Annotated in this window: 24 protein-coding genes; 12 read left to right on the top strand and 12 right to left on the bottom strand. The window is 65.2% G+C overall.

The features are described 5' to 3' along the window. Positions 1-69: 69 nt before the first annotated feature. Together L0B83_RS09050 and L0B83_RS09045 are read left to right on the top strand one after the other, a co-directional pair. A complete protein-coding gene (locus L0B83_RS09050; protein WP_234758081.1) occupies positions 70-1191 on the top strand; it encodes an LLM class flavin-dependent oxidoreductase in 1122 nt (373 codons plus the stop codon). Then, positions 1188-1667: a MarR family winged helix-turn-helix transcriptional regulator gene (locus tag L0B83_RS09045; RefSeq protein WP_234758080.1), complete on the top strand. Its 480-nt coding sequence runs from the start codon at positions 1188-1190 to the stop codon at positions 1665-1667. Before L0B83_RS09050 ends, L0B83_RS09045 begins: the two co-directional genes overlap by 4 nt. Here L0B83_RS09045 and L0B83_RS09040 read toward each other — a convergent pair. Together L0B83_RS09040 and L0B83_RS09035 are read right to left on the bottom strand one after the other, a co-directional pair. Further along, a complete protein-coding gene (locus L0B83_RS09040; protein WP_234758079.1) occupies positions 1664-2470 on the bottom strand; it encodes a transglutaminase-like domain-containing protein in 807 nt (268 codons plus the stop codon). The genes L0B83_RS09045 and L0B83_RS09040 overlap by 4 nt on opposite strands. A gap of 78 nt (positions 2471-2548) precedes the next feature. Continuing rightward, positions 2549-3364, bottom strand: a complete 816-nt coding sequence (locus L0B83_RS09035; protein ID WP_234758078.1) for a hypothetical protein — start codon at positions 3362-3364, stop codon at positions 2549-2551. A 119-nt stretch (positions 3365-3483) separates the two neighbouring features. On the opposite strand from L0B83_RS09035, the gene L0B83_RS09030 reads away from it, so the two are divergent. From L0B83_RS09030 to L0B83_RS09020, 3 genes are all read left to right on the top strand, one after another. Further along, positions 3484-4152 carry a DUF1684 domain-containing protein gene (locus L0B83_RS09030; protein WP_234758077.1) on the top strand — a complete coding sequence of 223 codons (669 nt, stop codon included), beginning with the start codon at positions 3484-3486 and terminating at the stop codon, positions 4150-4152. 66 nt (positions 4153-4218) lie between these two features. Beyond that, positions 4219-5073: a fumarylacetoacetate hydrolase family protein gene (locus L0B83_RS09025; protein ID WP_234758076.1), complete on the top strand. Its 855-nt coding sequence runs from the start codon at positions 4219-4221 to the stop codon at positions 5071-5073. A gap of 108 nt (positions 5074-5181) precedes the next feature. After that, positions 5182-5577, top strand: coding sequence for a GtrA family protein (locus L0B83_RS09020; protein WP_308193972.1), 396 nt, complete (start codon positions 5182-5184; stop codon positions 5575-5577). 46 nt (positions 5578-5623) lie between these two features. On the opposite strand, the gene L0B83_RS09015 is transcribed toward L0B83_RS09020, so the two are convergent. The 6 genes from L0B83_RS09015 to L0B83_RS08990 form a co-directional block, all read right to left on the bottom strand. After that, positions 5624-6781, bottom strand: coding sequence for a cysteine desulfurase family protein (locus L0B83_RS09015; RefSeq protein ID WP_234758074.1), 1158 nt, complete (start codon positions 6779-6781; stop codon positions 5624-5626). 4 nt (positions 6782-6785) lie between these two features. Then, positions 6786-7682: a carboxylating nicotinate-nucleotide diphosphorylase gene (nadC, locus tag L0B83_RS09010; protein WP_234758073.1), complete on the bottom strand. Its 897-nt coding sequence runs from the start codon at positions 7680-7682 to the stop codon at positions 6786-6788. Next, positions 7675-9435 carry an L-aspartate oxidase gene (gene nadB / locus L0B83_RS09005; RefSeq protein ID WP_234758072.1) on the bottom strand — a complete coding sequence of 587 codons (1761 nt, stop codon included), beginning with the start codon at positions 9433-9435 and terminating at the stop codon, positions 7675-7677. The genes nadC and nadB overlap by 8 nt, the downstream gene beginning before the upstream one ends. 35 nt (positions 9436-9470) lie before the next feature. Beyond that, on the bottom strand, positions 9471-10778 hold the full coding sequence (gene nadA / locus L0B83_RS09000; RefSeq protein ID WP_234758071.1) for a quinolinate synthase NadA: 1308 nt from the start codon (positions 10776-10778) through the stop codon (positions 9471-9473). Then, positions 10775-11494 (bottom strand): NUDIX hydrolase, encoded by a 720-nt coding sequence (locus L0B83_RS08995; RefSeq protein ID WP_234758070.1) that lies wholly within the window; start codon positions 11492-11494, stop codon positions 10775-10777. Before L0B83_RS08995 ends, nadA begins: the two co-directional genes overlap by 4 nt. A gap of 86 nt (positions 11495-11580) precedes the next feature. After that, positions 11581-12060: an Lrp/AsnC family transcriptional regulator gene (locus L0B83_RS08990; RefSeq protein WP_234758069.1), complete on the bottom strand. Its 480-nt coding sequence runs from the start codon at positions 12058-12060 to the stop codon at positions 11581-11583. A 175-nt stretch (positions 12061-12235) separates the two neighbouring features. Here L0B83_RS08990 and L0B83_RS08985 point away from each other — a divergent pair, with 175 nt between their 5' ends. The 5 genes from L0B83_RS08985 (at position 12236) to L0B83_RS08965 (ending at position 16955) form a co-directional block, all read left to right on the top strand. After that, positions 12236-13618 (top strand): amino acid permease, encoded by a 1383-nt coding sequence (locus L0B83_RS08985; protein ID WP_234758068.1) that lies wholly within the window; start codon positions 12236-12238, stop codon positions 13616-13618. A gap of 115 nt (positions 13619-13733) precedes the next feature. Beyond that, positions 13734-14771, top strand: a complete 1038-nt coding sequence (locus L0B83_RS08980; protein WP_234758067.1) for a thiamine pyrophosphate-dependent enzyme — start codon at positions 13734-13736, stop codon at positions 14769-14771. After that, positions 14764-15798 (top strand): alpha-ketoacid dehydrogenase subunit beta, encoded by a 1035-nt coding sequence (locus L0B83_RS08975; RefSeq protein WP_234758066.1) that lies wholly within the window; start codon positions 14764-14766, stop codon positions 15796-15798. Before L0B83_RS08980 ends, L0B83_RS08975 begins: the two co-directional genes overlap by 8 nt. Continuing rightward, the gene (locus L0B83_RS08970) at positions 15791-16120 is read left to right on the top strand and encodes a biotin/lipoyl-containing protein (protein WP_234747729.1); all 330 of its coding nucleotides are present in this window, start codon (positions 15791-15793) and stop codon (positions 16118-16120) included. Before L0B83_RS08975 ends, L0B83_RS08970 begins: the two co-directional genes overlap by 8 nt. A gap of 4 nt (positions 16121-16124) precedes the next feature. Then, positions 16125-16955, top strand: a complete 831-nt coding sequence (locus L0B83_RS08965; protein WP_234758065.1) for an alpha/beta fold hydrolase — start codon at positions 16125-16127, stop codon at positions 16953-16955. A gap of 53 nt (positions 16956-17008) precedes the next feature. On the opposite strand, the gene L0B83_RS08960 is transcribed toward L0B83_RS08965, so the two are convergent. Then, complete coding sequence (locus L0B83_RS08960; RefSeq protein WP_234758163.1) at positions 17009-17431, bottom strand: winged helix DNA-binding protein; 423 nt, start codon at positions 17429-17431, stop codon at positions 17009-17011. Between the two features lie 73 nt (positions 17432-17504). Here L0B83_RS08960 and L0B83_RS08955 point away from each other — a divergent pair, with 73 nt between their 5' ends. After that, positions 17505-18158, top strand: coding sequence for a phosphoribosyltransferase (locus tag L0B83_RS08955; protein WP_234758064.1), 654 nt, complete (start codon positions 17505-17507; stop codon positions 18156-18158). Positions 18159-18186: 28 nt separating this feature from the next. Here L0B83_RS08955 and L0B83_RS08950 read toward each other — a convergent pair whose 3' ends face one another. The 3 genes from L0B83_RS08950 to L0B83_RS08940 form a co-directional block, all read right to left on the bottom strand. Further along, entirely contained in the window at positions 18187-18618 is a 432-nt protein-coding gene (locus tag L0B83_RS08950; RefSeq protein WP_234758063.1) for a hypothetical protein, read from the bottom strand. A gap of 355 nt (positions 18619-18973) precedes the next feature. Further along, complete coding sequence (gene hpaB, locus L0B83_RS08945) at positions 18974-20428, bottom strand: 4-hydroxyphenylacetate 3-monooxygenase, oxygenase component (protein ID WP_234758062.1); 1455 nt, start codon at positions 20426-20428, stop codon at positions 18974-18976. A gap of 75 nt (positions 20429-20503) precedes the next feature. Continuing rightward, positions 20504-21040, bottom strand: a complete 537-nt coding sequence (locus L0B83_RS08940) for a flavin reductase family protein (protein WP_234758061.1) — start codon at positions 21038-21040, stop codon at positions 20504-20506. Positions 21041-21205: 165 nt separating this feature from the next. Between L0B83_RS08940 and L0B83_RS08935 the strand changes: the two genes are divergently transcribed. Continuing rightward, positions 21206-21940 (top strand): IclR family transcriptional regulator, encoded by a 735-nt coding sequence (locus L0B83_RS08935; protein WP_234758162.1) that lies wholly within the window; start codon positions 21206-21208, stop codon positions 21938-21940. Positions 21941-22083: the final 143 nt, after the last annotated feature.

The raw sequence follows: 22083 nt of genomic DNA, 5'->3' as shown, positions 1-22083 counted from the left end.
ATGCATCTATCTTGGGATAGACTGTTCGACATAGCCCGGACACCATCCAGGCAGGCAGAAAGGCACATCATGGAGATCGGCGTATTCAGCGTCAGCGACATCACCACTGACCCCACCACGGGCCACACCCCCACGGAGAACGAGCGCATCAAGGCCGCCGTGGCGATCGCCAAGAAGGCCGAAGAGATCGGCATGGACGTCTACGCCATCGGCGAGCACCACAACCGCCCCTTCTTCTCCTCGTCACCCACCACCACGCTGGCGTACATCGCAGCTCAGACCGAACGCATTACGCTCTCGACGTCCACCACCCTGATCACCACGAACGATCCGGTCAAGATCGCCGAAGACTTCGCGATGCTCCAGCACCTGGCGGACGGCCGGGTTGGCCTCATCATGGGACGCGGCAACACCGCCCCCGTCTACCCCTGGTTCGGCAAGAACATCCAGGACGGGATTGAACTCGCGGTGGAAAACTACTCCCTGCTCCGCCGGCTGTGGGATGAAGACACCGTCAATTGGAGCGGCAAGTTCCGCACCCCGCTGCAAAACTTCACTTCCACGCCGCGCCCGCTCGACGGCGTCGCGCCCTTCGTTTGGCACGGCTCCATCCGCAGCCCGCAGATCGCCGAACTCGCCGCGTACTACGGCGACGGCTTCTTCGCCAACAACATCTTCTGGCCCAAGGAGCACTACCAGCAGCTCATCGGCCTATACCGCGAACGCTACGAGCACTACGGCCACGGTGCCGCGGATCAGGCCATCGTGGGCCTCGGCGGCCAATTCTTCATGCGCAAGAACTCCCAGGACGCCGTGAAGGAATTCCGCCCCTACTTCGACAATGCGCCGGTGTACGGCCACGGACCCTCGCTCGAGGACTTCACATCCCAGACGCCCCTGACCGTAGGCAGTCCGCAGGAAGTCATCGAAAAGACCCTGACATTCCGCGAGTACTTCGGCGACTACCAGCGCCAACTGTTCCTGGTGGACCACGCCGGACTGCCGCTCAAGACCGTCCTGGAGCAACTGGACCTCTTCGGCGAAGAAGTGCTGCCCGTCCTCCGCAAGGAATTCGAGGCCCGCAAGCCCGCCCACGTGCCTGACGCACCCACCCATGCATCCAGGGTCGCGGCGTCCGTCACCGCCTCGGCCGCCGAGGCGGTTGCCGATTCCGGCGGGCGGATCCAGTGACCACCACCGCACCCTCTTCGTCCGCCGTGCGCCTCGCCGCCGAAACCTGGGAGTCCTTGTTCCGCTCCCAGGTGGCGGTGATGCGCCGCCTCCAGGCCGGGCAGGCGTTCAAGAAGCTGCCCATCAAGGAGTACGACGTCCTGTTCACCCTTTCCCGCTGCCCCACGGGCAAGCTGCGGCTGAACGAGATCAACGATCACGTCCTGCTAAGCCAGTCCAGCCTCAGCCGGCTGGTTGACAGATTGGAAAAGCGCGGACTCGTGGAGCGCAGCATCGCTCCCGACGACGGCCGCGGGATCCTGCTGGGCCTGACAGCGGCCGGCCACGAGCTCCAGAAGGAGATCGGCCGCGAGCACGTCCGCGACATCGCCGAACTTGTGGCTCCGGCCCTGACAGCCGAGGAGCAGCGCGAGCTTCTTCGCCTGACCGAAAAGCTGCAAGCGTTCGTCGCACACAAGCAGCCCCGCGAAAGCTAGCGGAGGACGACGAGCTTTGCCGGGTCTTCCTCCGGCAGCTCGTCGGCCACCACGGCGGTGACCTTCAGGCTCTTCAACGACAGGCTGCCGCCCACCGTGGACAAGAACGCGGTGTCCGAGGAATCGCGCCCGGCCGTGATGCGAAGCATCGACTCGCGCGGAGCAAGGCCGGTGGGATCGACCACGTACCACGTCCCGTCGATGTGGGCCTCAGCCACGGCATGGAAGTCCATCGGACTCAAACCTGGCGCATACACCGCGGCGAGCCGGGCAGGAATGTCCTTCGAGCGCAAGAGGGCAATGGCAAGGTGGGCGAAATCCCGGCACACACCTTTGCGGTGCAGGAGCGTTTCCACAGCTCCGTCCGTCCCCCGCGAGGATCCGCTGACATAGCGAAGCTCATCGTGGACCCAGCTCCGGACCGCCTGCAACAGCTCGACGCCGTGCAGCCCGCCGAACTCGGCATAAGACGTCGGAAGGAGCCGATCGGACTCGGCATAGCGGCTGGGCCGCACGTAGCGGATGAGCTCCATCCGGGAAGACTCATCGGGGACACCCAGGCCCGTCACCGAGGCGCGGTAATCGACCGTTACCTCGCTGGGTTCGGCGAACTCCATGTACTGGAAACGTCCACCGTGATGGTCCGTCAACTCGGTCAGCGGAACCGCTTCGCCTTCCACCGTGACTGACAGCTCTTCGGTGAGCGATTCATAGCCAGGATTGCGGGCCACGGCGATTGCCATTGCTACCTTGGTGTTGGCTACGGTCTTGAAAACGAGCTGGGCAGCCACGTTGCGTTCCATGGATCTCCGGAGTGTTGCGGCTGGACAACCCGCAAGTTATGCGTAGCTGGCGCCGACGGGCTTCTGTCAACCGTGGTTCTACAGATTGACCTTCAGAGACAATAGCATCCGCTGGACGTTGGCGAATTCCGAACTCTCGTTGACGTACTTCGCGGCCTGGTCCAAGGTGTCAAAGGACTTCGCGGGAGCAACTACTTCGTCCGTGGCGAAGGCGTGCACGGCGGGAACGTCCCCGAAGTAGTAGTTCCCCTTTCCTGCGGGCCCCACCACAACATTCCGCAGCTGGCAGGCCTTACCGTCAGATCCGGCCACGAGGTTGGTGATGCCGTACGAACCAAAGAATTTGTAGCCCTGGATGACCCGGAACACCACGTGGGGCGGGATCATGGAATCACCGTCCGCATGGGGCAGGTCAACAGGCACACTGCTGACCACCGTGTAGGGCCGCTTGGCGGCCGGATCGCAGTCAGCCGGATTGGCCGAGGGCAGTCCGGTGTGCAGGGTCGCCTTGTACGCGCCCTTGGCATCTTTGACCTCGATCTTCAAGGCCCCCGGCATGGAACCGGCGTCAGGGGTGACCGATTGGGCAATCCAGTCACTTGGAAGATCGAAGCTGACCTTCTTGGCCGCGTCCGAGTACGTCTTCCACGCCGAAGCGGTGGCCCCCGCCGTCGCCGTGCTTGGCGCGGAAGGGCCCCCCGAAGCAGTGGCACCGCCCGTCGGCGTGGCCGTACCGGACCCCGACGGCGTGGCGCTCCCGGGCGTCGCACTGTTGGATCCGGCTGTCCAGACCGCACCGCCCTTGCCCTCGGAACTGCAGCCGGCCGATGCGACCAGGATGAGCGCACCGAGGACGGCGACTGAAAACTTCAACGGGATCCGCTTTGCTCTCATGCGCACCAGCCTAACGGCGCAAGCCGCTGCCCCTTGGATCGGATCGGCGTTTCGCCGGTTCTAAGCCACCGACGCACGTCGGGCCGCCCGGTCCGCAGGGTAGGGACTAGGCTGGACCCATGGCTCCCGATCAGTTTGATGAGGACGAAAACAGCGTCGCTGACATCTCCGCGCTGGACATCGCGGACTGGCGTTTGCGCACGTTTGCCTTGTACGACAATGTCCGCAAGATCGCCGTCGACGACCCCTTCCAAGCCCATGTCTATTGGCGGCAGGAACGGGACCGCATGTTCGGAACCCACCCGGCCTCGGCCTTGACTCCGGCAAGCAAGCAGACCTTTTCGGGCTTGCGCACCGCCGACTACGATGCCCGGTTTCGCCGTTATGCCTCCCTCTCGCCCGAGGGCGCAGGCCAGGAGATGAATGTCCAGACCGGAACCGACGGCGTGGTGCCCTTTGTCCGCCTCGGCACCTTCGACCTTGACGAGCTTGGCTCACTGGCAGTGTGGCGCCTGCGCAGCTACGGCGGCGGCATTTTCGTGCCTTTCCGCGATGCCACTGCCGGCAAGCCCGGCGGAAGCTACGGTGCCGGCCGCTACTTGCTGGACACCATCAAGGGAGCCTTCCACGGCCTTCGGGGATCCGGGCAAAAGGAGTTCGTACTCGACTTCAATTTCGCCTACAACCCGTCATGCGCTTACAACGAGGCCTGGGCTTGCCCCTTGGCCGGGCCTGCGAACCGACTGGCCGCGGATATCCCCGTGGGAGAGCTCTACCTGCCCTCCTGACCCCGCGCACTGGCCCTGCAGGCCTACCCGGGCCGCCGAAGCGGTTCAAGGACGTAGGATGTCTTCATGACTTCCTCACGTGCACGCCGGATCGCCCGCGTCCGGCCGCTCTCCCCCGCCTCTCCGCATGAACAGTTCTTTGTCGCGAACGACGCAGTCGACTTCGCTTCAGCTGAAGGCAGGAACTGGACGGTGGTGGACAGCCCGTTCCCCGGCTCGCCGGCAAACGGCGGCAGCCCGGAGCGGCCGGGCTGGGTTACGGGGTCCGAGGTCTCCGAAGATGCGTTCACGTTCCTGGCGCCGTCCGTCCCCGCCAATGTGTTCGGCATGGCCCACAACACCGGGCAGCGGGGCCGGGACCTTCCCGCGCAGGCTTTCCACAAGGCAGCCACGAGCGTGATCGGCCCCGGCGACGCCATCGAGCTCGCCTCCGATGTCGGACACGTGGACCCGGAAGCGGAACTTACGGTCGTCGTCGGGCGCAAGGTCCGCGGGCTCACGCTCGAGAACGCGCGCCACGCCATCCTCGGTTTCACGATCGGCAACGACGTCTCGGCGCGGGACCTGCAGAAGACCGACGAACTGTGGATCAGCGCGAAAAGCCAGGACACGTTCACCCCCGCGGGACCGTGGATCGTCACTGACCTCGACGACAGCGACCTTTCGATCGGTATCGTGCACAACGGCACGGAATTGCGGACAGCCAGCACCGCCGACCTCGGATGGAAAGTGGACGAGATCCTTGTCTACCTCACCTCGTTCATGACCCTGCACCCGGGAGACCTGGTCCTCACGGGCTTCCCGGCCGAATGCGCCAGGATCGAGCCCGGAGACCTTGTGACCTGCCGTGTTGAAGGTATCGGAGAGCTCAGCAACCCCGTTCTCGAAGCGTCCTGGGAGAAATTTCCCAGCTTGATGTGACAGGCTTGAGCCATGGAGCCTCCTGCCGTGCCGACAATTGAGACGCGGCAGACGTCCCCTGCCAGGCCGATAACAAGAAAGCGCCACAAAGGTATTCTTCGCTTTCCTGTGGTCAGGCAGCTCATCCGCTTCACCGGCGTCGGGATCATCTGCACTGTCACCTCGCTGGCCCTGTACGCGCTTTTCCGGCCGTGGCTGGGACCCCAGCCAGCCAACGCCGCAGCATTGATCATCACTTCGCTCATGAACACCGCGCTGAATAGACGGCTGACCTTCAAGATCAGCGGCAACCGGAAGAGAGCCCGTGACCACCTGAACGGATTGATCGTGATCGGCGTGGCATTGGTCATCACCGGCGGGAGCCTTGGCGTGCTGCATGCGTTACGGCCCGAAGCCACGCTTGAGGAAGACCTCTGGACCACCACGCTGTCCGGATTCGTCGCGACGGCCGTGCGGTTCACCATGCTGCGGCACTGGATTTTCCGCCGGGCCCGCCACGTTTGACTCCCCGCTGCCGGTTGAATGGGGGCTGCCGGTTGAATGGGGACAGTCAGCGGCGACCGATCCCCCGGACGCTCCCGACGGCGGCAGCCACGGCTTCGGCGGCTTGCTCCAGCTCCGCAGGCGTCACCGTGGAGTCGAAGCTGAAACGGACAGCGGTGTGGGCCAGCTCGGGCTCAATCCCCAACGCCACCAGGACGGGCGAAGGGGCGTCGGATCCCGCGGCGCACGCAGACCCGCTTGAGCACACCACCCCTAGCCGCTCAAGCTCCAGCAAGACCGACTCTCCGCTGGTGCCGGGGAAACAAAACGACGCGACGGACGGCAAGCGCTGCGAGGGGTGGCCGGTCAACATGGCACCGGGCACGGCCCCTTGGACAGCGCGGATGAAGGTATCCCGCAATTCGGAGACTCGCCCGGCAAGTCCGCCTTGTCCGGCGTGGGCAAGAGTCAACGCCGTGGCCAGCGCGACGGCTCCCGCCACGTTTTCGGTTCCCGAGCGCCTGCCCCGCTCCTGACCGCCGCCATGGACCAACGGCTCAAGACGCAGCCTTCCCTTCGCAAAGAGGACACCACTGCCCTTCGGTGCGCCGAGCTTGTGGCCCGAGATGCTCAGGGCGTCCACTCCCAGTTCCTTGACGCCGATCGGCAGCCAGCCGGCGGCCTGGACGGCGTCCGTGTGGAACGGCACGCCGTGTTCAGCGGCCACTTCCGCGAGTTCCCGCACTGGCTGCACAGTACCGATCTCGTTGTTCGCATACATCACGCTGACGAGTGCCGTCCGTGGACCCAGCACAGCCCTGAGCGCTCCGGCTGTCACCATGCCGTCCCGGTCCACAGGGATCACGTCCACCTCGAACCCATGGACCCGCCGCAGGTAGAGCGCTGATTCTTCGACGGCCGGGTGTTCGATAGCGCTGATGGCGATGCGATTCAGGCTTGGGTCCGCAGCTCGCCTCGCAAGGGCGATTCCTTTCACCGCCAGATTGTCCGCCTCGGTGCCCCCGGACGTGAAAGTGATCTCCCCGGCCCGGCAACCCAGGACCTTCGCGACCGACGCGCGGGCCCCGGACAACGCGTTCGCAGCCGCCTCCCCCAGGCTGTGATGGCTCGAGGGATTGCCGAACTCCCCCGTCAGATAGGGCCACATCGCTTCGAGGACTTCCCTGCGGACGGGTGTGGTGGCCGCGGCGTCGAGGAAAATCATGACGTCAGCCGAGGGCCAGGGACGGTCCCGGTGTCACGTCGAGCGTCACGTCCAGGCCAAGGTCCAGGGCGTTGACACTGTGGGTGAGTCCACCGATCGAAATGACGTCGACTCCCGCGGCGGCGATGTCCGCCACGGTGTTGACATTGACGTTGCCGCTCGCCTCGACGACGGCGCGGCCGCCCACCTGCTTCACGCCGGCGCGGAGCTCCTCGAGGGAGAAGTTGTCCAGCATGATCGTGTCGACGCCGGCCGCCAGCACGGGTTCGATCTGCTCCGCGCGGTCCACTTCCACTTCGAAGTGGGTGGTGTGGCCCAGCTGCGCCTTGGCGGCTTTGAGCAGTGCGGTGAGCTTGGCGGAATCGCCACCGGTCATCACAGCCAGGTGGTTGTCCTTGGCCAGCACGGCATCCGACAAGCTGTAGCGGTGGTTGGCTCCGCCCCCGCAGCGCACCGCGTAGCGTTCCAGCACCCGGAGGCCGGGGGTTGTTTTCCGTGTGTCGGTGATGCGGGCCTTGGTGCCGTCGACCAGCTTGACGAACTCCGCCGTCTTCGTGGCAATGGCACTCATCCGCTGGGCAAGGTTGAGCCCGACGCGTTCGGCGAGCAGCACAGAGCGGGCCCGGCCGCTGACCCGCGCCAGGTGCGTACCGGCGTCGAACGCTTCGCCGTCGGCGAGCAGCAGCTCCACTTCGGTGTCCGGGTCGACGAGCAGCATGGCGTCACGGAACACGGTTCCGCCGCTGAAGACCCCCGGGACCCTGGCATTGAGCACTGCGGTGGCGCGCGCTTCGGCGGGAATGAGCAGTTGCGAGGTGATGTCGCCGCTTGGCGCGTCCTCCGCGAATGCGCGCTCCAGGATGTCCCGGACGGGTGCTGCGGGGAGGGTCAGGCTAGTCATGGACGAGGCTCGCTTTCCGGCGGATGGTGTATCTCTGGCTTGGCTCTTCTGTGTCGGTTCCGGCGACGGCGTCGCTCCGGTAATGCGCCCCGAGCGACCCCCGTCGCGCCCCCGCAGCCCGCACCAGCAATTGCGCGGCGAGGAGCAGATTGGCATCTTCATGCACCAGCGCATCCCCGGAATCAGGAACACCCTCAGGAAGCACGACGTCGGCCCACGCGCCGAGCGCCTCTGCCGCCTCCCGAAGCAACACACCACTGCGGAGAACTCCTGCCTTGGCAGTCATCAGCCGCCGAAGGGCAGCCCGCGAGAAGGGCTCAGGGACCAGTTCAGGCTGCCAGGGGGTGAGTGCCCGAGGCTGCCACGGGGTGAGGTGACTTCCGTCTGACGGTGTCCCGGCAGCGTGCGTAAAGGCGAGGCCGCCCGCGGCCGAGTTAGCACGCAGAGGGATGCCGTCAGACGACCCCAAAGGTGACCCGGTGGTGGGGTCAGCAAGGAACCCTTCAACAGCCCGCCGCCCAAAGACCAGCCCTTCGAGCAAAGAGTTGCTGGCCAAGCGGTTGGCGCCCTGGACTCCGGTGCACGCGACTTCGCCGGCGGCGAGCAACCCGGGCACGGAGGTCCGGCCGTGGAGGTCCGTCACTACGCCGCCCATCCAATAGTGGGCGGCAGGGGCAACCGGAACGGGTTCAAGGGTCCAGTCGACGCCGGCGTCGCGGGTCCGGGCGCTGAGGGTCGGGAAGCGCTTCTCAAGGAAGCCCGGCCCCTTGTCAGTTTCCACGACGCGCGCGTCAAGGAAGACGTGGCCGTTGGGATCGCCCAGTGCCGCAAGGTGCAGGGCGATGCTGCGGGAGACAACATCGCGCGGAGCGAGTTCGGCGTCGGGGTGGTAACGGGGCATGAACCGTTCGCCGTTCGCGTCCACCAGGATGGCTCCTTCGCCGCGGACGGCTTCGGAAATGAGGAGCGGATCGGCGCCGAAGGGAGCTGGTTTTCCGGCAGCGGAGAAGACCATGCTCGTGGGATGGAATTGGAAGAACTCCAGATCCGCGAGTTCGGCGCCCGCCCGCCATGCGAGCGCGAGCCCGTCAGCCGTCGCTACCGCGGGGTTGGTGGTCTGGGCGAACAGCTGCCCGGCCCCGCCGGTGGCCAGCAGCACGGCATCGCCGGATACGCTCTCAAGGCGGCCATTCCGCAGGAATTCAACGCCCGTCACCCGACCCTCGGACTGGATCAGGGACGTTGCCTGGGCATGACCCAGCACCTGGATTTTCCCGGCGTCCTGGGCGTCAAGGACCGCCAGGATGAGTGCCTTCGCGACTCCGGCACCGGTAGCATCTCCGCCGGCGTGCAGGATCCTCGGCGCAGAGTGGGCGGCTTCGAGCCCCAAGGCGGGATCGCCGTCGTCGTCCGCGTCGAAACGGACACCAAAACGCTCCAGCCCCCTGATGTCGAGGCGCGCCTCGGTGCACAGCACCCGCACGGCCTCCTCATTGCAGTGGCCGGCGCCGGCCTTGAGGGTGTCGGTGATGTGCGCGGCGACGGTATCGCCGGGGGCCGGTTCCTCGAGCACCGCCGAAATCCCGCCTTGGGCGAAGAAGGTATTGCTGTCCGCCAGCGCGGCCTTGCTGAGCAGGACCACCTCTGCGCCCGACTCGGCGGCCAGCAGTGCGGAGTAGAGGCCGGCGATGCCGCTTCCGACGACGACGAGCCGCCGCGGCAGCGGGCCGCCGGGAATGTGTTCTGCGCTCATGAGGTTCGATTCGACTGGTTGGTACGGGGCGCGGCCTAGAGCGGCCGTGCTGCGAGCATGCGTTCGAGGGCGATCTTGGCGTTGTCCTTGACGGAGTCATCCACCGTGATGCGGTTGACCACACGGCCTTCCACCAGTTCCTCAAGCACCCAGGCGAGGTAGCCGGGGTGGATGCGGTACATCGTGGAGCACGGGCAGATCACCGGGTCGAGGCAGAAGATGGTGTGCTGCGGGTTCTCCGCGGCCAAGCGGTTCACCATGTTGATCTCGGTGCCGATGGCGAAGGTGGTGGGCTCGGTTGCGGCGGCGATGGCCTTCTTGATGAAGTCGGTGGAGCCTGCGCCGTCTGCAGCGTCAACAACCTCCATGGGGCACTCGGGGTGCACAATGACGTTCACGCCCGGGTATTCAGCCCGCGCCTTCTCGATCTGGCCCACGTTGAAACGCTTGTGGACGGAGCAGAAGCCGTGCCAGAGGATGACGCGGGAATCCAGCAGGGCCTGTTCGTCGTTTCCGCCGAGTTCCTTGCGCGGGTTCCACATGGGCATCTGCTCCAGCGGGACGCCGAGTGCCTTGGCCGTGTTGCGGCCAAGGTGCTGGTCGGGGAAGAAGAGCACCCGCTGGCCGCGCTCGAAGGCCCACTCGAGCACCGTCTTGGCGTTCGAGGACGTGCAGACGATGCCGCCGTTGCGTCCGCAGAACGCCTTCAACGCGGCGGAGGAGTTCATGTAGGTCACCGGGATGACCGGGGCGCGCCCGTCGGAATCAGGCGTAGTCCCGAAGAGCTCTTCGAGCTGTTCCCAGCATTCCTCCACCGAGTCCTCGTCCGCCATGTCAGCCATGGAGCAACCGGCGGCCAGGTTCGGCAGGATCACGGCCTGCTCCTCGTTGGACAGGATGTCGGCCGTCTCGGCCATGAAGTGCACGCCGCAGAAGATGATCGCTTCGGCGTCGGGCTTGGTCAGCGCGGCGTTGGCGAGCTGGAAGGAGTCGCCCACGAAATCCGCGTACTGGACCACTTCGTCGCGCTGGTAGAAATGGCCCAGGATGACGGCCCTGTCGCCAAGGGTCTCCTTGGCGGCGCGGATCCGGGCGTCGAGTTCGGCGTCGCTGGCCAGCTTGTATTCCTCGGGAAGCTGGCCCTGCCGGGGCGTGGCCCGGGGCGCGGCATCGGAGCTGGAAGCACCCGGGCCGTATGCGGGGACACCGGCGAGCGCTTCGGCGAGGTCGTACTCCCATGGGCCTTTGGCCAAGGCGGGGCTGCACGTCGAGCCTGCGGCGGAACGGCCGCTTTCGGCTTCCTCCCGCGTGATCAGCTGGATAGCCGTATTGACGCTGCTCATGGTGTACTCCTGTTGTCTGGCCCGAGGCCGGGCGTGCCGGTGAAGCGGTAGAGGCGGGGCGGGCGGTGTTTTCCGCCCTGGAGGTATTCACCGGTCTCCTCGATTTCCGGTGTTCCCTTGATTTGCCGACGGAAGTTCGCCGGATCCAGCTGACGGTCCAGGACAGCCTCGTAAACTTCGCGGACCTGTGCCAAGGTGAAAAACTCCCCCAGCAAGTGGTAGGCGATGGACCCGTATGCCATCTTGTTGCGCAGCCGCCACAGGGCGTAGTCCACGATCGCGTTGTGGTCGAAGGCCAATTCGCTGAGCTTGTCGGCCCGGAACCACCGGACGTTCTCTGATTCGTCGGCCAGGGCAGCCTCGGTGGGCCGCACGAGGGCCCAGTAGACAATCGAGACCACGCGCTGGGCAGGCGACCGGTGCAGGCCCCCGAAGGCATACAGCTGCTCGAGGTATTGCGGAGCCAGCCCCGTGGTGTCACGGAGGTTCCGGGAGGCGGCATCCTGGAGCGATTCGTCATGCTGGAGCGGACCGCCGGGGAGTGCCCACATGCCTTTGTACGGTTCGCGGATACGACGCACGAGCGGCAGCCACAGCGTGGGACGGCCGGAGCTTTCGCTGGGGCGGAGCGCGAAAATTACGTTGGAAATGGCCAACGACGGCGGGGCGAGCCTGCGCTCTGCGACATTCGCGGAGTTGGCGTACACGGTGTTCACCCCGCTTCTTTGCCGTAAGGAAATTAGTTAAAGTCAAAGTGACTAAAACTAATGGTACGACTGTCTGCGGACGGTGTCCAAATGTTTCAGCCGGCATTCTCCTTGGCCGCAGCTTCCAGGAGGGGCAAAGTGCGCCCTTGGAAATGCGTATTCAGCACGATCACCGAGGACGAACGGAGCACGGTTTTGGTGGCAATGAGTTTGTCCAGCACGCGCTGCAGGTCCGAGTTCGACTTGCCCACCACCCGCACCATCAGGTCCGAACTACCGGAAACGGTGTGGACCTCAATGAGCTCCGGAATCGCCGCCAAGGCTTCGACGACGGCGTCGTGGCCCAGATCCTGGTTGATGGTGAGCGAGCAGAAGGCGACCACGGGATAGCCGAAGCCGGCAGGATCGGGCTGCGGGACCCAGGGGGCAACCACCCCGCGCTCGGCCATCCGGTCCAGCCTTGACTGGACCGTGGCGCGGGCGACCTTCAAGACCCTGGACGCCTCAAGGACGGACGCCCGCGGGGAGTCGGTGAAAAATCGGACAATCTTGGCATCCAACGCGTCCACAACCATCAGTTTTTCCTACTTCATCCCATGAGCTGAACAAATCGCTACGCCATGTCCAGTTCCTGCTCCAACTTGCAACAATCCTCTCACGAGTGTTTTTCGCCACTTCCCGATGGAAGCGGTAAATTCGACAAGTCCCACGAGGACCAGCGAACAACCCATCCACGAGAAGGCGACACGAATGACAACGAAGTCCACCGCTGTTCGACCCGCCGTTCCTTCGCGAGGCCTTGGCCACTCGATGAAGCCGCGCCAGCTCACCATGATGGGCTTGGGCAGCGCCATCGGCGCGGGACTCTTCCTCGGTTCGGGCGCCGGAATCCACGCGGCCGGCCCTGCAGTGCTCATCTCCTACCTCGTGGCGGGGACCCTGATCATCGTGGTGATGTGGGCGCTCGGCGAGATGGCGGCCGCCAACCCGAACAGCGGCGCCTTCTCGGTCTACGCGGAAAAGGCCATGGGCAAGACGGCCGGGTCCACGGTCGGCTGGCTGTGGTGGCTGCAGTTGGTGGTGGTCATCGCAGCGGAGGCGCTCGGGGCGGCAGGGCTGCTGTTTTCCGTCTGGCCTGTGGTTCCCGTGTGGGCGTTGGCCTTGGCATTCATGGTGGCCTTCACCGCGATCAACCTCGCGGGGGTCCGGAACTTCGGTGAGTTCGAGTTCTGGTTCGCCGTCCTGAAGGTCGCCGCCATCATCATTTTCCTCGTCATCGGCGTTGCCTTGCTGTTCGGCTTGCTGCCCGCGGCTGCCTCCCCCGGCTTCGCCAACCTGGGCGGCAACTTTGCACCGTCCGGCTGGTCCGGAATTGCGGCTGCGCTCTTTGTGGTGATCTTTGCCTTCGGCGGCACCGAAATCGTGAGCGTGGCCGCGGCGGAGACGGAGAATCCGGCGCACAGCGTCGGCAAAGCCATCCGCACGGTGGTGTGGCGCATCCTCGTTTTCTACATCGGTTCGGTCTTCGTCATTGCCGCAGTGTTGCCCGCCGACTCCGACCGCTTGAAGTCCCCGTTCGCCGGCGTCTTGGACGTTGCCGGTATCCCGGGAGCCGGCGCGGCCATTACCCTCGTTGCCGTCGTAGCCTTGCTGTCCGCGCTCAATGCGAACCTCTACGGCGCTTCGCGCATGGTCTTCTCCTTGTCCGAACGCGGCGAAGCGCCTGCCTTCCTGTCGCGGCTGCGCGGCGCCCAGGTGCCCATGGCCGCCGTCGGGGTTTCCGTTGCTTTCGGGTTCATCGCGACCATCCTGGAACTGCTCTTCCCCGAGCACGTCCTGCCGGCCTTGCTCAACCTCGTCGGATCGACCTGCCTCGTGGTCTGGGGAACGGCACTCGTGTCCCAGTTGATCCTGCGCCGCCGTGCGGACCGCGACGGAACCGAACTGCCGCTTCGGATGAAGGGGTTCCCCTTCCTCACGGTCTTCGGACTGGCCCTGCTTGGCCTGATCTTCGCCGTGGGCTTCTCAAATCCCGAGAGCGCCGTCCAACTGCTCGGTACGTTCCTGTTGATCGCGTGCATCGCCGTGGCCTGCCGGATCGGTGCGAAGGCCAAGGCCGCACGAAACGCCTGAGAAGGGTGCACAAACTGCTAGGCGATCGCGCTCTTCCGCTGGCCGTTCTTGGCAGTTTGCCGAGCCGCGAATAGGCGGATTGCCGATGCTCCACCCAGTGACTACGGTCACGTCCATGGACTCATCTCTTCCCGCAGTAGCCACGGCCGGCGCCGCGCCCCTGTCCCCCGGACAGCTCAGGGAGCTCTACTCCCTGATGGCTGCCGTTCGCCACCTCGATACGGCAGCCGTCGCCTGGCAGCGCCAGGGAATCATCCCCGGCTACGCACCGGAGCTCGGGCAGGAAGCGGCCCAGGTCGGCAGCGCCTATGCCCTCGATACGACCCTCGACTTCGCCTTTCCGACGTACCGCGAGATGGGCGTCGCCAGGACCATGGGCGTGGACATGGTGGCGTACATGTCCACCCACAAGGCAACCTGGCACGGCGGAATGTATGACCCCGTGGCAAGCCGCCTCGCGCCCATCCAGGCCGTCGTGGCAGGCTCGGTGCTCCACGCCGTTGGGTGGGCCCACGGCCAGACCCTGGGCGGCGGGCATGGAGTGGCGCTCAGCTACTTTGGCGACGGCGCATCCTCACAGGGCGATGTCCACGAAGCCATGAACTTTGCCGCCGTGATGAAAGCACCCGTTGTCTTCTTCGTCCAGAACAACGGCTGGGCGATTTCCGTGCCTACAGAGCGCCAAGTGGCCGGCGGTTCGGTAGCCGCACGAGCCGTGGGGTACGGGATCCCGGGTATCCAGGTGGACGGCAACGATGTGGTCGCCGTCTATAGGGCCACCCGCGACGCCCTCGCCCACTGCCGCGCAGGAAACGGTCCGGTGGTGGTCGAGGCCATGACATACCGCCGCGGTCCGCACTCCACCGCCGACGATCCCGGCCGCTACCGGAGCCTCGACGAGGAGCGCATCGACGCCGGCGAGGACCCGCTGGAGCGCCTCCGCCGGCGCCTGCTCGCAGAAGGCGCAGCCGACGAGGCATTCTTCATGGCCGCCGAACAGGAAGCCCGCGCGGAAGAAGAAGCCATCCGCGCCGGAATCGAAGTCCTCGGCCCGCGGCCCGGCAACGAAATGTTCGAGTTCGTCTTCCAGGAAACCACCCCCGCCCTTGAAAACCAGGCCACCCGTTGGCGAGAGGAGTCCGAACATGTCTGAGAGCACCACCGCCACCCTCGAAGCCGCGGCCGTGGCCGGGACCCGGCCCGTCAGGCTTTCCATGCAGCAGGCACTCAACCGCGCCTTGGACGAGATCCTCGCCACCGACCCAAAAACGGTTGTCTTCGGCGAGGACTGCGGCCGATTGGGCGGAGTCTTCCGCATCACCGACGGCTTGCAGGCCAAGCACGGCGAATCCCGGGTCTTTGACACGCCGCTCGCGGAATCAGGCATCCTGGGCATGTCGGTGGGCCTGGCCATGGCGGGTTTCCACCCCATCCCGGAAGTCCAGTTCGATGGCTTCGCGTATCCCGCCATCAACCAGATCGTGTGCCAGATCGCCCGGATGAACTACCGCAGCCGCGGGACGTTGCCGATGCCCATCACGCTCCGGGTGCCCAGCTTCGGCGGCATCCGGGCGCCCGAACACCACGGCGAAAGCCTTGAGGCGCTCTTCGCGCACGTTCCGGGCCTCAAGGTTGTTTCGCCGTCGGACCCGCACGACGCCTATCACCTGCTCAAGTACGCGGCCTCGCGGCCGGACCCGGTGATCTTCATGGAACCGAAGTCGCGCTACTGGCAGAAGGGCGACGTCGAAACATCCGACGGCGGCACCCTCACCGGCGCCCGCGTTGTCCGGCCGGGCCGCCACCTGACCCTCGTCGCCTGGGGTGCGATGGTAGCCCGGTGCCTGCAGGTTGCCGAACTCGCGGCTGAGGACGGAATCGACGTCGAAGTCCTCGACCTGCGCTGGCTCAAGCCGATCGACGCCGAGGCACTGGCGGCTTCCGTCGGAAAGACGCGGCGCGCCGTCGTCGTGCACGAAGCTCCGCTGACCTCGGGGCTGGGAGCCGAAGTGGCCCAGCTGATCACCCAAAGCTGCTTCGACACCCTCAAGGCGCCCGTCGAACGGGTCACCGGTTTTGACGTGCCCTATCCCTCCGGCGACCTGGAGGATGAGTACATTCCGAACATTGACCGCATCCTCCTGGGGATCCAACGAGTATTGGAGTATCGACGTGGCTGAAATCAGCTTTCCCCTGCCCGACCTTGGCGAAGGCCTCATCGAAGCGACCGTCCTGGACTGGCTCGTGTCCCCCGGCGATCAGGTTGAACGGAACCAGCCGCTCGTGGAGCTGGAAACGAGCAAATCCGCCCTCGAGTTGCCTAGCCCGCAGGCGGGTAAAGTGATCCGTATCCACGGCGCGCCGGGCGAGACCATCAACGTCGGTGAGCCGCTGGTGGTGTTCGAGGTGCCGGACAATACTGCCGGTATCGTGGGCACCGTTCCCAAGGATGACGCACCGAAGCGCCGGGTCCGCCTGAGCGCCGTACTTGATGAGGACTGACACCATGAGCGGCAGGCACACGGAAGAGCACATCCACACGGTGGAAGGAACAGATCCGCACCTGTTCGTGGAGATCCATGAACCTGCCGAAGGCACCGACGCGGAGCTGCGCCCTGTCCTGCTGCTGCACGGTTTCTCCTCGTCCAGCAAACTCAATTGGGGCGACACAGGCTGGATTTCCACCCTCAAGTCCGCCGGCCGGCGCGTCATCACAGTGGACCTTCCGGGGCACGGCCGGAGCAGTTCGCCCGAGGATCTGGACTCCTACTCCCCCAGCCGGATCCGCGCGGACCTGCTCCAGATAGTCGCCGACGCCGGTGCTCGCCCAGTGCGGGCCGGTGACCCCTCCAGCGGGCTCGACCTCATCGGCTATTCCTTAGGCTCCCGGCTCGCTTGGGAATTCGGTGCAACCCAGCCCGAACTCGTGCACCGGCTGGTGCTGGGCGGCCCGAACAAGGAAGACCCCCTCGCATCATTTGACCTCAAGGCAGCCCAGCGCTACCTCGCGGACGGGACTCCGATTGAGGACGAGTCCACGGCCGGGTTGCTCAAGATGGCACAGCTCTTGCCGAGCAACGATCTTTTTGCGCTCTTGTCGCTCATCGAAGCCGTCAAGGGCGAACCGTTCGATCCCGCCGAAGCCGTGCCCCGCATGCCTATGCTCCTGGTGGCGGGCGAGAAGGACGAGCGGGCGGTCACCATGCCGGAGCTCGCTTCGATCGCTTCCCGCGCCGGCGGCATGGTGGAACAGCTGATTGTGCCGGGGCGGAACCACAGCAACGCCATCACGAGCAGGGCGTTCAAGGACGCCGCGGTGGCTTTCCTCGGCGTCTAGGTGCGGAGCGGCTCGGCGGCGCTGCGGCGGCGGCTCGGGGCGGCTCGGCGGCGTTAGCGGGCCAGCCGCTCCGCGTTATGGGTCATGCGCTCCAGCACGCTGACGGCCATGGCGTATTCGTCGATACCAATCCCCATGGAGAGGTCATGCCGGGCTTGTTCAACGAGCTGTTGGGCTTCGGCATGTTTTGCGTGGCCCAGTTCGCTGAGGGTGATGCGGTCGTCCACCATAATGATCATGCCGCGGCCGACCAGAGCGCCGAGTTCGTTCTCGCGGCGTCGCCTGTCGCCACCCCAAAAAGGGTCGAGTATTCCGTCAAGGTCCTCCGGACTCAGGGGTGTCTCGGCCAGGACATTGAGGGTCTGCCACTGCCTCCGGCTGAGTTTCAACCTCGCCAAAGTACGGTCCAGATGCGCCTCCAAAGCGGCGTCCAGGCGTTTGGTCCAGTAACCGATGGGCTTGTTCACACGGCCCATCGTGGCAGCGCCGAGCGGTCCCGGCAAGGAAGGTAGGCTTGATTCAGCTCTGGATAAGGTGGAAGTGGGACGAATGGGCATGCGCTTCAAGGACCGTGCGGACGCCGGACGCCGTGTGGCAGCAGGGCTTCCGCAGCTCCGGCAACGCCCGGACACCATCCTGTTGGGCCTCGCCCGCGGTGGAGTCCCGGTGGCGGCCGCTGCCGCCGGCGAACTGCACCAGCCCTACGGCGCCATTCTGGTGCGTAAACTCGGCATCCCGGGGCGCGAAGAAACAGCGTTCGGCGCCCTTGCCTGGTCCAACGGCAGGATTGTCCGCATCGTCAACCGGCCGCTCGCCGAACGCATGCTGCGGCATGGAATCACCCAGGCTTCGCTCGACGCCGTGGAAGCCCGCGAGCGCGGAGAACTCCTGCGGCGGGTGAAGGCCTACCCGGGCATCAGCTTCGACCTCTCCGGCAAAACCGTTGTGCTCATCGACGACGGACTCGCCACCGGAGCGACCATGCGTGCCGCCGTCGAAGCGGTCCGGGCGGGAGGCGCGGAGACTGTGGTGGCCGCCGTCCCCGTGTCATCTATCGAAGCGCAGGAGTCCATCAGCCGCGTGTGCGATTTCATGATGTGCCTCCACACACCGGGCAAGTTCCACGCCGTCGGCGCGTTCTACGAGCACTTCGAACAATTGACTGACGACGACGCCGTGCGGCTTCTGGAGCGGACGGGGTAGTTGCAAAACCCAAGCCGCCTTCCTTAGCTCAGTTGCATGCGCCCCCGTACATCGGCACTGAAATGGTGGATGTTGTCTCTGCCAGGGGGTCGCTAACCCTGATTACAACGCAGGCGGGTCCGCGCACAAGAATCATCCCCGGAAACTGTGTTCGACGATTCTGGCACCCTTTGACGGAGTAGGACCGGTGGACACCCAGGTTCCCCTCTTGGAAGGCAGGATTGGTTCCCCAATCCCTGCTGGAGACAACCATGAGGACAGCGTCGTCCGGCCCGTCAATGCTCACAATGCGCTCGCCAATCCCTGGCTCCAGGGTGATAGGCGCTTTCCATCCGCCGTACTTGATGCCCGCGATGGTGACAGCGAAACCGTTCAGGTCGTCGGTGATCGGCCACGCAAAACTCGGCGGGCTGCCGGCCCAGGAGCTCGCCGAGACTCCTAGCGCTCGGGGCGTGTCCAATGCAGGAGGTTCCGGCTGGTGATCGGCGTCTGCGCTAAACGCGTCGGGGCACTCGAGGTTCGACGCCAATGTGAGCGTCTTGAGTGAAGGGGATTCCGTTGGTTGCGATGTGTTCAACGGCTCGCAGGCCGAAAGCCCCAACATCGCGCACAGTGCGAGCATCATCCTTTGGCCTGATTTCACTCGGTCAATCTCCCTTGTCATCGGGGACGGCAAGCGGTCTCTATACCAAGATCAGCACGCCGGCCGCCGCGCCTGCAATGCCTTCGACCACTCGAAACGATGACAATGCACGCGCAACATATGACAACGACGGCGGAAGCCGCCGTCGTTATCTCCGCGTGGAGCGCCCCCATCAGTCCGTGCGTTCGAGGAATTCCCGCACGCGGGCGCGGACCGGTTCGCGGTCGTAGCTGTTCACGAGAGCGCCGGCCATGCGGACCGGGTCACCAAAGAAGAAGTATTCGTAGAGGGCCTGGCGTCCTGCGAACGAGGAAATACTCGCATCGAAGGCCAGCTTGAAGAGGCGGATCCGCTCCGGACCTGTCAGGGCCTTCGCCTGCAGGTACAGTTCGATGTCCGGGAGCGCCTCGCTCGCCACGTCGGCCTCTCCGGGGAGGGCCATGAGTCCTGACGCCGAGAATTTGCGGATGATTGCCGGGAAGCGCTGGGCAACCTTGGGATACCAGTTGCGGGCCGCGTTCAACGTAGGCCAGTGCGGCAGGAACACGCCGTCCGGGCTGGGAGCGGCTTGGGCCTCCGCGGCCACCATGAGGGCCTTTTCGATCTCGACGGTCTCGATCAGCTCCGCGATGTCCTCCTGGATGTGCTGGAAACCGTCGATCCCGATGGAAGCGGCGATCTCCGAGGCAAGGCCCAGGAAGAACTCGCTCTTGGCGATGGTCCGTGTGACAACCTGGTGGGTCATGAGGGCGCCGGCGCCGGTCTCGGAATAGAAGGCGTTGCACAACTCGGGGTGGCCGAGCATGAAGATGCGCTCATTGGGGACGAACACATGGTCGAAAACGACGACGGCGTCCATCTCCTCGAAGCGGCTTGCAAGTGGTTCGTCGTGGGTGCTTCCGCCGTGGTGCATGGAGGTCCGGCACAAGTAGCGCATGCCCGGCGCGTCATTGGGAAGGGCGAACGCATACGAGTACGGGGCGTCTTCCGGCGTCGACCGGAGGAGGGTCGAAGGGAACACCAGGAGTTCGTCGGCGATAGGCGCAATAGTGGCAAGCATGCGTGCGCCCTGGACCACGATGCCGTCGTCGCGCTCTTCCACGACCCTCGCCGAAAGCTGGCCGCCGAGCTGTTCGGAGCCCGACACCGAGCGGTTGACCTGCGGCGGAATCAGGGTGTGGGTGGCCAGCAGATCGTTTTCCCGGCAATGCTCGTAATACCTGCGCATGTTCTCGCCGAACATCGGATCGGCCTGGGCGAACCACTTTTCCGCGGCTGCGAGCGCGGTGAGGGCCCCGTTCATGTAGTCGCCAGTGCGGCCCAGGAATCCGTGGGAATACTCGGCCCACGTGCGGATCGCCGCATGCCGGTGCTCCAAGTCTTCCTTGCTCCGCGGAACGAGGAAAGAAGTACTGACGCGGTCCCCGGTGGTCGGAGATTCGTAGGTGAGGGCGTCCGCGTACTTCGGGTCATGCTGCATGTCGAAGAGTTTCGCGTACGTGCGGGCGACGTTCCTGAAGGACGGGTGGTCGGCGATCTTTTCGGTGACCATTTCACCGTCGATGAGGACGTGGGGATTCATCGAGTTGAGCTTGTCCAGGTATTGCTGTCCGGTCCGGATTCCCATGGCTGTCTCCAATGATGGTTGCGCTGAAACGGCATTGCGTGTGATGGATGCCGCGCGGCCGGGTACGGCGTGCGGCTATAGAAGGTCCTCCATTCCCAATTGGCTTTCCGGGATAGTGGTGAAAGCACTGTTGGCGAACGCGAGCGCATCGCCGTTGCGATAGTTGAAATCGACCACTTCGCCCACGTACAGGGTGTGGTCGCCGCCGTCGTACGCCGCCCACGGCTTGCACTCGAAATAGGCGAGGACGCCTGCGAGCCGCGGAGCCGTGTCGCCTTCAACCCACCGCGGTTCGGGTCCGGGACGGCCCGCGAAGTGCAGGGCGAGCTGCTGCTGCTCCGCGCCGAGAATATTGACGGTGAATGGCCGCTCCGCAAGCTCGTCGTGGGCCTTGGAGTTGCGGGCAATGCTGACGAGAACCAGGGGAGGCTCCATCGATACCGAAGTGAAGGAATTGACGGTGATCCCGTGGCGCTTGGTGACGCCGTCGAACGTCACGATGGCGACACCTGTAGCAAAACGGCCCAGGCTGCCGCGGAAATGATGGGCCCTCGGCCGCGTGGTTCGGCTGGGAGAGCCTGTTCCCGCATCTTTGCCGGACTTGGCGATCATCGTGGATTCCTGGGTGAAGATTGTTCCGTGCGTAAATTTGTTCTATATTTGAACTTGTTCTATATTTGAACAACAAATTCTCATACAGAACCCTAGTCTTTTGTGTGCTATTGCACAAGATAGCCGGACAGTGCCGTCAGGCCCCAGCATAGGATGGAGCGCATGATGTCTCCCAGCGCCGCGAAAAGCCTGCAGGACACGAAGGCGACTGTCTCGCCGTCGCAGACGCTCTCCCGCGGAATCCAGGCCCTGGAAATCCTGGCGGCTGCCGAGCGCCCGTTGACCATCGCAGAACTCGCCGCCGCCCTAGGCGTCCATCGCTCCGTGGCGTACAGGATCCTGCGCACCTTGGAAGACCACTCGCTCCTGGTCCGCGACGACGCCGGCCGGGTTCAGCCCGGTCCCGGCCTTGCTGTGCTGGCCCGCGGCGTCTCCCGCGATCTCCAGACGGCCGCCCTTCCGGAGCTGACCCAGCTCGCCAACGCCCTGAACATGACGGCCTTCGTAGCGGTGTGGGACCATCAGGACTGCGTCACCCTGGTCACGGTGGAGCCCCGCCACTCCGCGGCAACCCTCGCGCAGCATCCCGGCACGCGCCACCCTGTGAATATCGGGGCACCCGGCATCGCGATCCAGTCCACCATGAGCGAAGAAGAGTGGGCAGCCCGCGTGCCGGGCCTGCCGTATCGGCCCGAAGCGGTCGAGGCCCGCAGGCTCGGCTATGCGGCCAGCCACGACGAGGTCATCGCCGGTTTGTCTTCCTTGGCCGCCCCCATCCATGTACCGGGCGGCCGGCCCGCGGCCATCGCCGTCGTCTACATCCGCCGGGAACAGGACCAGGCCGCCGTCGGCGAAGCACTGGCAGCGAGCGCGGCCCGCATCGAGTCCCAACTGGCATAACCGACGCCTACTCACCTATCGGACCGAAACCGGCGACGCCCGTCCACCTTCGGGGCCAAACCCGGGAACCCCCGTCCACCTCTGGGGCCACACCCGGCAACGCCCGTCCACCTATCGGGCCACACCCGGGAACCCCCGTCCAC

The organism is Arthrobacter alkaliphilus (assembly GCF_021483235.1).
GTDB classification, from domain to species: Bacteria; Actinomycetota; Actinomycetes; order Actinomycetales; family Micrococcaceae; genus Arthrobacter; species Arthrobacter alkaliphilus.
The sequence above is the reverse complement of the archived record's forward strand: the minus strand, read 5'-3'. Positions and strand labels throughout refer to the sequence as shown.